Origin of the sequence: Mesorhizobium sp. ESP7-2 (assembly GCF_020164715.1) — a bacterium.
Classification (GTDB): Bacteria; Pseudomonadota; Alphaproteobacteria; order Rhizobiales; family Rhizobiaceae; genus Mesorhizobium.
The window spans coordinates 353,055-365,069 of the sequence record NZ_JAIUGQ010000002.1 but is presented as its reverse complement, the minus strand read 5'-3'; the positions used below and the strand labels follow the sequence as shown (position 1 = coordinate 365,069).

At 63.0% G+C, this 12,015-nt stretch carries 10 protein-coding genes; 3 read left to right on the top strand and 7 right to left on the bottom strand.

From position 1 onward, the window contains the following. Positions 1-73: 73 nt before the first annotated feature. Both LB543_RS04045 and LB543_RS04040 read right to left on the bottom strand, forming a co-directional pair. A complete protein-coding gene (locus tag LB543_RS04045) occupies positions 74-1,675 on the bottom strand; it encodes a cisplatin damage response ATP-dependent DNA ligase (RefSeq protein ID WP_224613126.1) in 1,602 nt (533 codons plus the stop codon). A gap of 241 nt (positions 1,676-1,916) precedes the next feature. Beyond that, positions 1,917-2,927, bottom strand: coding sequence for a ligase-associated DNA damage response exonuclease (locus LB543_RS04040; protein WP_140757927.1), 1,011 nt, complete (start codon positions 2,925-2,927; stop codon positions 1,917-1,919). A gap of 150 nt (positions 2,928-3,077) precedes the next feature. Here LB543_RS04040 and LB543_RS04035 point away from each other — a divergent pair, with 150 nt between their 5' ends. The 3 genes from LB543_RS04035 (at position 3,078) to LB543_RS04025 (ending at position 5,008) form a co-directional block, all read left to right on the top strand. Continuing rightward, on the top strand, positions 3,078-3,995 hold the full coding sequence (locus tag LB543_RS04035; RefSeq protein WP_224613125.1) for a class I SAM-dependent DNA methyltransferase: 918 nt from the start codon (positions 3,078-3,080) through the stop codon (positions 3,993-3,995). Between the two features lie 100 nt (positions 3,996-4,095). Then, entirely contained in the window at positions 4,096-4,455 is a 360-nt protein-coding gene (locus tag LB543_RS04030; protein ID WP_224613124.1) for a hypothetical protein, read from the top strand. Between the two features lie 25 nt (positions 4,456-4,480). Further along, positions 4,481-5,008 (top strand): AAA family ATPase, encoded by a 528-nt coding sequence (locus tag LB543_RS04025; RefSeq protein ID WP_224613123.1) that lies wholly within the window; start codon positions 4,481-4,483, stop codon positions 5,006-5,008. Between the two features lie 13 nt (positions 5,009-5,021). Here LB543_RS04025 and LB543_RS04020 read toward each other — a convergent pair whose 3' ends face one another. The 5 genes from LB543_RS04020 to LB543_RS04000 all read right to left on the bottom strand — a co-directional run bounded on the left by LB543_RS04020 (position 5,022) and on the right by LB543_RS04000 (position 12,009). Next, positions 5,022-5,963, bottom strand: a complete 942-nt coding sequence (locus LB543_RS04020) for a 2-hydroxyacid dehydrogenase (RefSeq protein ID WP_140757923.1) — start codon at positions 5,961-5,963, stop codon at positions 5,022-5,024. A 30-nt stretch (positions 5,964-5,993) separates the two neighbouring features. Continuing rightward, on the bottom strand, positions 5,994-7,625 hold the full coding sequence (locus LB543_RS04015; RefSeq protein ID WP_224613122.1) for an ABC transporter ATP-binding protein: 1,632 nt from the start codon (positions 7,623-7,625) through the stop codon (positions 5,994-5,996). Further along, positions 7,622-8,767 carry an ABC transporter permease gene (locus tag LB543_RS04010; protein WP_224594231.1) on the bottom strand — a complete coding sequence of 382 codons (1,146 nt, stop codon included), beginning with the start codon at positions 8,765-8,767 and terminating at the stop codon, positions 7,622-7,624. Before LB543_RS04010 ends, LB543_RS04015 begins: the two co-directional genes overlap by 4 nt. Next, entirely contained in the window at positions 8,767-9,861 is a 1,095-nt protein-coding gene (locus tag LB543_RS04005) for a microcin C ABC transporter permease YejB (protein ID WP_140757920.1), read from the bottom strand. The genes LB543_RS04010 and LB543_RS04005 overlap by 1 nt, the downstream gene beginning before the upstream one ends. Positions 9,862-10,140: 279 nt before the next feature. After that, positions 10,141-12,009 carry an extracellular solute-binding protein gene (locus LB543_RS04000; protein ID WP_224613121.1) on the bottom strand — a complete coding sequence of 623 codons (1,869 nt, stop codon included), beginning with the start codon at positions 12,007-12,009 and terminating at the stop codon, positions 10,141-10,143. Between the last annotated feature and the right edge of the window lie 6 nt (positions 12,010-12,015).

Below are 12,015 nucleotides of genomic sequence, written 5' to 3'. Positions count from 1 at the left end.
ACCTCCAAAAATCAGCGTTGAATCTGATTTGCGCTTCCTTGGGAATCCCAACCCGTTAAATCGTCACTACGTCCTAGCGGTCGAGCAGCGCCTGCAGCGTCTCGATGCGGTCGGCCTCGTTGGCCGGCTTGTCCCAGCGCAGCCGTGAAATCCTGGGGAAGCGCATGGCCACACCCGATTTGTGCCGGGTCGAACGGTTGAGCCCCTCGAAGGCGACTTCCAGCACCAGGCCATTGTCGCGATCGGCGCGCACCGAGCGCACCGGTCCGAAGCGCTCGACGGTGTTGTCCCTGACATATTTGTCGATCTGCTTCAGCTCCTCATCGGTGAAGCCGAAATAGGCCTTGCCGACCGGCACCAGTTCCTCCTCGCCCGTGGCTCCGGACCAGACGCCGAACGTGTAGTCGGAATAGAAGCTCGAGCGCTTACCGTGGCCACGCTGGGCATACATCAGCACGGCGTCCACCGTGTGTGGATCACGCTTCCATTTGAACCACGGCCCCTTCGGCCGGCCAGCGACATAGGGCGAGTCCCAGCGCTTCAGCATCACCCCTTCGATGATCGGATGCGGCGGCGCGCGGCGCAGGTCCTCGAGCGCCTGCCAGTCCGTGAAGTGGACGAAGGGGGAAAGATCGAAGCGGCTGGGGTCGAGCGTCCCGATGAAGGTTTCGAGGCGGCCGCGCCGCTCGCGGAAGGACAGTGGGCGCAGATCCTCCGCGCCGATCTGCAGCAGGTCGTAACAGCGCATGAAGGCCGGATATTGCTGCTGCATCTTCGGCGTCACCGTCTTGCGGTTCAGCCGCTGCTGCAGGTCCGAGAAGGTTCCCGTCGCCTCTCGCGGATCGCCGACAAGCAATTCGCCATCGAGCGTCGCGGAAAAGTTCATGGCGTCGGCGAGATCTGGAAAGGCGCCTGAGACATCGTCGCCGGTGCGCGAATAGAGCCGGCGGATGCCGCCTTCGGCCACCGCCTGGACGCGGATCCCGTCCCATTTCCATTCCGCCGCATAGTCCAAGGGATCGAGCTTTTCGAGATCGCCGTCGCCGATCGGATTCGACAGCATGACCGGGCGAAACAGCGCCAGCGCCGTGTTGCGCGGTTTTTCGGCCTTGCCTTCCAGCCAGGCGAACAGCGCCGTGTAGGGCGGCGACAGCCCATGCCAGAGCTCCTCGATCTCGGCCACGTCGACCTTGCCGAAATCGGCCAGCGCCTGTTTGGCCAGCCGCGCCGAGACGCCGATGCGCAGGCCGCCGGTGACCAGCTTGATGATGGCAAAGCGCGCCGAGATGCCGGCGCTGTCGAGCAGCCCCGCCAGCACCTTCGGTCCATCGGAGCGGCTCGCCGCCTGCAGCTTCGCCACAACTTCGCCAAGCGTCGGCTCGCGGTTCGCGATCCCGCCAGGCGTTTGCGGCCAGACCAGCGACACCGTCTCGGCGAGGTCGCCGACATAGTCGTAGGAATAGCCGAACAGCACCGGGTCCATGCGTTCGATGACCAGCGTGCGCAGCATGGCCGGCTTGACGGCGGCAATTTTGAGATCGCCGGTGATCGCGGCCAGCGCCAGCCCACGGTCGGGATCCTCGACGCTGCGGAAATAGTCGGTCAAAAGGGTCAACTTGCCGTTGCGTGATGGCATCAGCACCAGGCGGTCGAGAAGCTCGGCGAAGCGGTTCATGGCTGGACGCACCACGCCAGTAGTGAAAGCCGGCGCGAGGCGCCCCCCTCTGTCCTGCCGGCCATCTCCCCCTCAAGGGGGGAGATCAGATGCCACCGCCGCTTTCGCCAACCTCCGGCGTTGCAGAAGAAGCGCCGGCGGCAAAACTGCCAATCTCCCCCCTTGAGGGGGAGATGTCCGGCAGGACAGAGAGGGGCGCCGTAGGGCTCGGCGTTGGCGATTGGCAGATCAAAAAGTGCCATCAATCGCCCTCGTCCTCATAGCCCACCAGATGCAGTGGCCTGGCCGCTATCCCTTCCAGTTCGCACCAGCGCACCAGCGCTTCCTCTCGGCCGTGCGTGACCCAGATTTCCTCGGCGCCGGTCTGCTTGATGGTGACGATCAGTTCGTCCCAGTCGGCATGATCCGAGATGATGAGCGGCAGTTCGACGCCGCCTTGCTTGGCGCGCTGGCGGATGCGCATCCAACCCGACGCAAAGCACGAGATCGGATCGGGAAAGCGCCGAGCCCAGCGGTCGGCGAAGGCCGATGGCGGGCCGACCACGATGGCCCCGGCGAAATCCTGCTTGCCGCCGCTCTCCACCGTCGCCGGCTCGAGTTCGCCGAGATCGATGCCCTGGCTTTGGTAATACGCGCTGAGCTTGGCCAGCGCGCCATGGATGTAGAGCGGCTTGTCGTAACCGGCGTCGCGTAGCAGCCGCATCACGCGCTGCGCCTTGCCCAGCGCATAGGCGCCGACCAAGTGCGAGCGCTCCGGAAATTGCGCCGCCGATTTCAAGAGGCGGGCGATCTCTTCCGTGTCGGGTGGATGGCGAAACACCGGCAGGCCGAAGGTTGCCTCGGTGATGAAGACGTCGCAGCGGATCGGCTCGAACGGCGCGCAGGTCGCATCCTTCTGCCGCTTGTAGTCGCCGGAGGCGACGATGCGCCTGCCCTGGTGCTCGACAGCAATCTGCGCCGAACCCAGCACATGGCCCGCCGGATGAAAGGTGACATCGACGCCGTCGATGGCAATCGTCTCGCCGAGCATGGCTGCCTGCGTCGTCCCGGCAAAATCCTCGCCATAGCGAAGTCCCATGATATCGAGCGTCTGCTGCGTCGCAAGCACCGAGCCGTGGCCGGAACGAGCATGGTCGGAATGGCCGTGGGTGATCAGCGCCCGGTTCACCGGCCGCACCGGGTCGATGAAGAAATCGCCCGGCGGGCAGTAGAGGCCTTCGGGCCGGGGATGAAGCAGGTCGCTGGCGCGCATGGTCCCAAGATAGGATATAATTCCGCTGCGAGAAGCCCGTTGCCCCAGACTGCTGACTCCCCGGGCAAAGCCAGCTCAATTCGGTTCAGCTTCGGCATGCTTTGCTCTACAGAGATGGCGGCCGGCTACCCTGCCGGTGGAACCATCATCATGAAACCGCTTCAGACCTCGTCGGGCGACCCGAACGCCGATCGCCGTGCAGATTATGCCGAAATGCTCTTTGCCTCAGGCGATCATACTGCTGCGGCCGAGTTGCTGCTCGGTGCGCTGGAACTGGCGCCGCAATGGGCAATGGGCTGGTTTCGGCTCGGCGAGATGCAGGAGGCATCAGGCAGGCTCGACCTGGCGGCGCAAGCCTGGATGACATCGCTGAGACTCGATCCGGCCGATCGCCAGGGCGCGGCCCTCAAATTGCAGCTGATCGGCAAGGGTCCGGTCTCCATGGCGCCGCCCAGTGCCTTTGTCGAAACGCTGTTCGACCACTATGCGGAGACATTCGAGGAGATGCTGGTCGGTAAGCTCGACTACCGGCTGCCCGAGGTACTCGACGCCGCCATCCGCAAGGCAAGGCCGGGCCGCTTCCGCCTCGCGCTCGACTTGGGCTGCGGCACCGGATTGATGGGCGAGAGGCTGAGGCCGATCGTCGACCGGCTGGAGGGGGTCGATATCTCGGCAAGGATGCTGAGGAAGGCGCGGGCAAAAGGTATTTATGACGCGCTGACAAAAGCGGATTTGCAGGACTTTTCCTATTCCGGCTACAAGGCCGATCTGGTGACGTCAGCCGACGTGCTGATCTATGTCGGCGCGATCGAACGCCTGGTCGAGACAGTCGCCGGCCTGCTCGCCGAGGGCGGCCTGTTTGCCTTTTCCGTCGAGACCCTCGTGGATGGCGGCGACTTCGCGCTGCAGCCGTCGCGGCGCTATGCCCATTCGGAGGGCTATGTTGGACGGACCCTCGAGGCCAATGGCTTTTCAATTGTGGCATTGGAGCCAACCACCATCCGGCAGGATCGCCGCGAGCCCGTCAAAGGCCTGGCCGTCGTGGCACGGAAAGCTCATGCCATGTGAGGGCAGCCCTTTGTACTGCTGCGAAAAAGTCCGATTTGCGTGCGCGACTGATATTTGCGATCTGGTCGCGTCAGGGCGGGATACCAGGAGGAGCACTTCGATGCGCTGGAACATGATGATCTTGGCGTCTTGCCTGGCAACCACCGGCTGCGTCGGCAATTCAGCGTCCCAGCGGCAGGACGCCAACGTAGAGTCCTCGCTGCAATATGACACCGTGCCATGCGATCAGTTGCTGGCGCAACGCAACGGGCTGGCGCAGCAATACAACCTCCCGACGACCGCCAAGCCGGCCTTCTCCAATCCTGCCATGGGCTTCGGCCCGTTCACGCCCGACTTGCGCTCCAAGGCCGAGCGCGACAGCGACAAGGCGTCAGGCGAAATCGATGCCATGAACCGGTCCATCGACCGCCGCGACTGCGGCAAGCCGGACAAGCAGAAGAAGTTCGCTCTGCCCGGCTGATGATCCAATCGCAAGGCTCCATCCGGTGAATCTCTCGGACTTAGGCGACCGCATCTGTATTTTGGGGCCGTCCAACAGCGGCAAGTCGACGCTTGCCGACGCGATCGCGCGCAAGCGTGGCCTGACGCCCATCCATCTCGATCTGCTCTTTCATCTGCCCAACACGGATTGGGAGCAGCGCCCGAGGGACGAGTTCATTGCCTTGCATGACGCCGCGATCGCCGGCGAGCGGTGGGTGATGGACGGAAACTACTCGGTTTGCATGCCGCAACGCTTCCAGCGCTCGACGGGATTGATCCTGCTGGACATCTCCACCTCGGCAAGTCTGCTGCGTTATTTCAGGCGAACCCTGTTCGAGAGGGAGAGGCGCGGTGGCCTGGAAGGCGGGCGCGACAGCATCAAATGGGACATGATCCACCACATCGCCGTGGCCACGCCGGAAAACCGGCAGAGATACAGGGCGATGTTCGAGCGGATCGACCTGCCAAAGCTGCAGCTGCCTTCGGTTCGGGCGATCAAGAAATGTTTTCAGGACTGGGACTTGGCCAGGTGACGACGACGTCTGGCTAATATCCCGCCTTGCGGTCCACCAGATTGTCGAGCTTCTCGCCGCGCTCGAAGGCGTCCATCTGGCGCAGCATGATCGGCGCCAGGTGCACGGGATCGGAAGTCGCCGCGGCATGCGGCGTCACGAACACTTTCGGATGGCGCCACAGCGGATTGGTCTTCGGCAGCGGCTCGACTTCGAACACGTCGAGGCTCGCTTCCTTCAGCGTGCCGTCGTCCAAGGCCCGAACGATGTCGGCATCCTTCTGCAGCCGCCCGCGTCCGGCATTGATCAGCACCGAGCCGCCAAGCCCGTTGCGCTTGCGCAATTCCTTCAGCACGCCGTAATTGATGATGCCTTGCGTGTCCGGAGTGAGCGGCAGGAGCACCACCAGAATGTCGGTGGCGTTGAGGAACGGGATCAGGCCCGCTTCGCCGGAATAGGTCGCCACCCCCTTCATCGGCCGGTCGCTGCGCGACCAGCCATTGACCGCGAAGCCGAGCGACAGAAGCACCGAGGCCGCGGCCCGGCCGAGACTGCCGAGACCCATGATGCCGACGGAAATGTCGCCGGCCGGCCTCTGTTGCGGTTCGTGCCAGATCTTCTTCAGCTGCTGCGACCGGTAGAGCAGGCCCTGGCGATGATGGTCGAGCACTCGCCAGACGACGTACTCGGTCATGTACTGCGTCAAGTTATCGGCGACGACCTTGACGATCGGCACGTCGGGCAGGCCGGGATCGGCGAAGATATGGTCGACGCCGGCGCCGATCGAGAAGATGGCGCGCAGATTGGGCAGCGACGACATCAGATTGGGCTTGTGCTTCCACACCACCGCATAGGTGATCGAGGGATCCTTGGCGCCGTCCGGCTCCAGCACCACCTCGCGCTCGGCCGACAACAGGTCGCGCCAGCGCTGCGGATGAAAGCCGGTGACGGCAAGCAGGATACGGCCTTTTTCCATCGCGGTTCGTTCAGTCCTTCCTTGTGCGGATCACTCGCTGACCACGCCTGTCGGCGCCGTCTCGATCTTGAAGGCGGCCGAGATCAGCGCCCGAGTATAGTCGGTTTGCGGATTTCCAAAAATCTGTTCGGACGTGCCGGCTTCGACGATCTGGCCGTTGCGCATGACGATGACGTCGTTGGCCAGCGCCCGGATGACCTTGAGGTCATGGCTGATGAAGAGATAGGCGAGGTCGTGCTTGGCCTGCAAATCGCGCAGGAGATCGACGACCTGCGCCTGCACGCTCATGTCGAGCGCCGATGTCGGCTCGTCCAGCATGACGAAGCGCGGGTTGAGAACCATGGCACGCGCGATGGCGACACGCTGGCGCTGGCCACCGGAAAATTCGTGCGGATAGCGGTTGCGGGTCGCCGGGTCGAGGCCGACTTCCTTCAGCACGGCGGCGACCTTGTCGTCGCGCTCGTCGGGTGACAGTTTCGGCTCGTGGATCTTCAGGCCTTCCTCGATGATCTCGGCGATCGACATGCGCGGGCTGAGCGAACCGAACGGATCCTGAAAGACGATCTGCAGTTCGCGCCTGAGCGGCCGCATGGCGTTGAAGGTGAGCTGGTTGATGTCGCGGCCGTTGAACTGGATGGCTCCGGTCGACGAGATCATGCGCGCCAGCGCCAGGCCGAGCGTCGTCTTGCCCGAACCGGATTCCCCGACCACGCCCAGCGTCTGGCCGGCGCGCACCGTGACATCGATGCCGTCGACCGCTTTCACGTGATCGACGACACGCCGGAAGAAGCCCTGCTTGATCGGAAACCAGACCTTGATGTCCTTGCCGGTCATGACAGGCTTGGCGCCGGCATTGGCGGCCGGCGGCTTGCCTTTCGGCTCGGCGGCCAGGAGGTGGCGCGTATAGGGGTGCTGCGGGTTGGCGAAGATGTCCTTGGTCGGTCCTGTCTCGACGATCTTGCCCTTGGTCATCACGCAGACCCGGTCGGCGATCTTGCGTACGATGCCGAGGTCATGGGTGATGAACAGCATCGACATGCCCTTGCGGCTTTTGAGGCCCGCGAGCAGTTCGAGGATCTGCGCCTGCACGGTGACATCGAGCGCCGTCGTCGGCTCGTCGGCGATCAACAGTTCCGGCTCGTTGGCGAGCGCCATGGCGATCATGACGCGTTGGCGCTGGCCGCCCGAAAGCTGGTGCGGATAGGCGTCGAGCCGTTTCTGTGGATCGCGGATGCCGACCTCGTTGAGTAGGGCCAGCGTCCGCGCCTTGGCCGGACGATCGCCCATGCCCTGATGCAGCTTCAGGATTTCGACGATCTGGTGCTCGATCGTGTGCAACGGATTGAGCGAGGTCATCGGCTCCTGGAAGATCATGGTGATCTTGTTGCCGCGCACCTGCCGCAATTGCTTCTCGCTCATGGCCAGCAGGTCGGCGCCCTGGAACAGGATCTTGCCCGAGGGATGGCTGGCGCTGGGGTAGGGCAGCAGCTTCAGCACCGACAGCGCCGAGACCGATTTGCCGGAGCCGGATTCGCCGACCAGCGCCACCGTCTCGCCCCTGGCGATGTCGAACGAGATGTGGTCGACGGCGACAGACTGGCCGCCGTCCTGGCTGAAGGCGACGCTGAGGTCCTGGACGCTGAGCAAGGGGGTTTCGCTCATTTGAACGTCTTGCGCGGATCGAAGGCGTCGCGCGTCGCCTCGCCGACAAAAACCAGCAGCGACAGCATCAGCGAGATGACGACGAAGCCGGAAATGCCGAGCCAAGGCGCGTTGAGGTTGCGCTGTGCCTGCTTGAGCAGTTCGCCGAGCGAGGCGGAGCCGGGCGGCAGGCCGAAGCCGAGATAATCGAGCGAGGTCAGTGTCGAGATCGAGCCGCTCAGCAAAAAGGGCAGGAACGTCAATGTCGCCACCATCGCATTGGGCAGCAGGTGCCGGAACATGATGGTGCGGTTGCGCACGCCGAGCGCGCGCGCCGCGTTGACATATTCGAAGTTGCGGGCGCGCAGGAACTCCGCCCGCACCACGCCGACCAGCGCCACCCAGGAGAACAGCAGCATCAGGCCGAGCAGGATGAAGAAGCCCGGCGGCAGGATGGCGGCGACGATGAGCAGCAGATAAAGCACGGGAATGGCCGACCAGATCTCGATGAAGCGCTGGAACAGCAGATCGGTCCAGCCGCCGAAATAGCCCTGCAAGGCACCGGCGCCGACGCCGATCAAGGCCGAGCCCGCGGTCAGGATCAGGCCGAACAGCACTGAAATGCGGAAGCCGTAGATGACGCGCGCCAGCACGTCGCGCGCCTGGTCGTCGGTACCGAGCCAGTTCCAGTTGCCGACATTGCAGGCCGGGTCATCGGCTCCTTGCGGATACTGGTTGCAGCGCGTCTTGGCGTCATATTCCCAGGACGGCTTGGCGGGTGCTGCTTCCGGGATGGCGTTGTTGACGGTCTGGTAGGAGTAGCGGATAGGCGGCCAGACCATCCAGCCATGGGCGTTGATCTCGTCCTGGATCACCGGGTCGCGGTAGTCCGTGACGGCATAGAAGCCGCCGAATTTTTCTTCCGGGTAGGCGACCATCACCGGGAAAAGGATTTCGCCCTTGTAGGACGCGATGATCGGCTTGTCGTTGGCGATGAACTCGGCAAACAGCGACAAAACGAACAAGACGAGGAAAATCCACAAAGACCAGAAGCCGCGTTTATTAGCTTTGAAATTCTGCAGACGGCGCTTGTTGAGCGGCGACAGGAACGGCCGTGGGAGCCGCTCCGGCAAGACACCGGCGGTAACGCTTGCCTCCGACATCAGACGTCTCTCCGCTCGAAATCGATACGCGGATCGACCCAGGTGTACATCAGGTCGGACAGCAGCCCGATGAACAGGCCGAGAAGCGAGAAGATGTAGAGATTGGCGAACACCACGGGATAGTCGCGCTCGACGACGGACCTGAAGCCGAGCAGGCCGAGGCCATCGAGCGAAAAGATGTTCTCGATCAGCAGCGAGCCGGTGAAGAAGGCCGAGATGAAGGCGCCCGGGAAGCCGGCGATGACGATCAGCATGGCATTGCGGAACACATGGCCGTAAAGCACCTGCCGTTCCGACAGGCCCTTGGCGCGCGCCGTCACCACATACTGCTTGCGGATCTCCTCCAGGAACGAGTTCTTGGTCAAAAGCGTCGTCGTGGCGAAGGCCGACAGCACCAGCGCCGTCAGCGGCAAGGTCATGTGCCAGAAATAGTCGGCGATCTTGGCCGGCCACGACAACTGGTCCCAATTGTCCGAGACGATGCCGCGCAACGGGAACCAGTCCCAAAACGAGCCGCCGGCGAACAGCACCATCAAAAGGATGCCGAACAGGAAGCCCGGAATGGCATAGCCTACGATGACGACGCCGCTGGTCCAGACGTCGAAGGGGGTGCCGTCCTTCACCGCCTTGCGGATGCCGAGCGGGATCGAGATCAGATAGGACAGGAGCGTGATCCAGAGCCCGATCGAAATCGAAACGGGCATCTTCTCGAGGATCAGGTCGAGCACCGAAATATCGCGGAAATAGCTGTTGCCGAAATCGAACCTGGCGTAATTCCACAGCATCATGCCGAAGCGTTCGAGCGGCGGCTTGTCGAAGCCGAACTGCTTCTCCAGCTTCTTGATGAATTCCGGGTCGAGACCCTGGGCGCCGCGATATTTCGAACCGACATCGCCGGCGGCGTCGAAATTGGAGCCGCCAGCATCACCGCCACCACCGCCGAGGCGGTCGCTGCCGCCCTGGTTGGTCAGCTTGGCGATGACCTGCTCGACCGGGCCGCCAGGCGCGAACTGGATGACGGCGAAGGAGATCGCCATGATGCCGAACAGGGTCGGGATCATCAAAAGGATACGGCGCAGTATATAGGCGCCCATCAGATGGTATCCTCCTCAGGGAGAGCCACCATGTCTGGCGGCACCCCCAAGGCAGTCGCTTCAGGCCAATTGTCGACGCCGGCGCCGCCCCTCAATGTCCTGCCGGATATTTCTCCCCGTATAGTGACGGGGAGAAAGGGACTGGCCGCGGCCTCGGCGCTCTTATCGCGACGTTTGCAGTTGGCGAAATCACCGATGAGAGCGCCCTTCTCCCCGTCACTATACGGGGAGAGGATGCCGGCAGGCAGGTGAGGGGCAGCGCCAACACCCGCAAGAAATTCAGCCTTTGCCAATTTTTGCCGCCTTGCCCTTGTCGAACCACCACAGCGTCTCGACCGGAAAGCCGAAATCGGGCTTTTGCTCGACAAAGCCGAACATGTCCCAATAGGCGACGCGGTGATTCGCCAGATAGTATGTTGGTATCCAGTCTAGCCGCGCGCGCAAGACCCGGTCGAGCGCCCTGAGCGCGGTGACCAGTTCTACGCGGCTTTGCGCCTTGCCGGCCGCCACGATCAGCGCATCGATGGCCTTGCTTTTCGTACCCGGATAATTGCGCTGCCCCGGTATGTCAGCCATCCGGGAATCATAGAGCATTTCCAGCCCGTCATCGGTCGGTGTCGCTCCGATCGACCAATGCAGCATGTCGAGATCGAAGTCGAAATCGCTCTGCCGCTGTTCATATTGCGCTGAATCGACTTGCCGGATCGATGCGTCGATTCCGATCGCCTTCATATTCTCGGACCACGGGGTGTAGATGCGAACGATGCCGTCATCCTCCGCCAGCATTTCAACCCGCAGCCGCTCACCCTTGTCGTTGACGAGGAAACTGCCGGCACGTTTCCAGCCGGCCTGCGCAAGCAATCGCGAAGCCTCGCCCAGCTGCTTGCGGTCATGGCCCGAACCGTCGGAGAGGGGCTGCGTCACCGCTTCACCAAAGACTTCTGGCGGCAACTCGGCCCTGAACGGCTCCAGCAGGGCCAATTCCTCGGGCGAGGGCAGCCCTTCTGCCTTGTAATCCGACCGTTCGAAATTCGACTGAGCACGTTCGTAGGAGCCGTAGAACAGCGCCCGCTTCATCCATTCGAAATCGAAGCATCTGGCGATCGCCCGTCGCACCCGTTCGTCGCGAAATTGCGGACGACGCTGGTTCAGAGCGACGCCCTGCATGTCCGGCGTCTTCTCGCCGGGAAATTCCCGTTTGACGACCTTGCCGTCCTTCAACGCTGGAAAGTCGTATCCGGTCGCCCATACGCGCGCGGTGAATTCCTCGCGAAAATGCGTGTCGCCTTTTTTGAACGCTTCGAAGGCCGCCTGCCGGTCGAGGTAGAAATCGATGCGGATGCGGTCGAAATTGTACAGGCCGCGGTTCACAGGGAGATCGCGGCCCCAATAGTCGGCCACGCGCTCATATTCGACAGTCTGTCCGGCCGCCACGCGCCCAATCTTGTAAGGCCCGGAGCCGAGCGGCGGTGTCATCGTCGAGGCGTCGAATTTATTGGCCGTATAAAAGGCCTTGGACACGATCGGCATTACCACGACCGCCAGGATGTTTTGCGCCGACTGCTCGCCATTGAAGGTCAGCTCGAGCGTGGTCGGATCGACCGCGACCGCTTCCGTCATATGCCGCAGTGCCTTGGAAAGGTTCGGGTGACCTTGGTCCTTGTAAAGCTTCAGCGCGAAGGCGACGTCCTCTGCGGTCAGCGGCGAGCCGTCGTGGAAACGCGCTTGCGGCCGAAGCACGAAGCGGAAGCCGTTGCGGTCTTGCGACAGCGTGACGGACTCGGCAAGCAGGCCGTAGACCGCATCCGGCTCATCGAGGGCGCTTGTCATCAGGGAATCGAAGCAGAGTTCGGCGCGCGGCGGCGCCTCCCCCTTCAACACCAGGAAATTCAGCGTGTTGAAAGTCAGGAAGCTCTGATTGAGGGTTGCGTTGGGCGGCGCGAAATTCATCTGGCCGCCCTTGGGCGCGTCAGGATTGACATAGTCGAAATGCGGGAAATCAGGCTTGTATTTGAGGTCGCCGTAGGCGGACAGACCGTGCAGCTTGGTCCCGGTCGCAATGCTTGCGAAGGCTTTGCCCGGCATCAGGGCGGCGGCAGCGGCGGCGCCGCCCAAAGCCAGGAAATTGCGGCGGGGTAGCACCGTCATCGATTG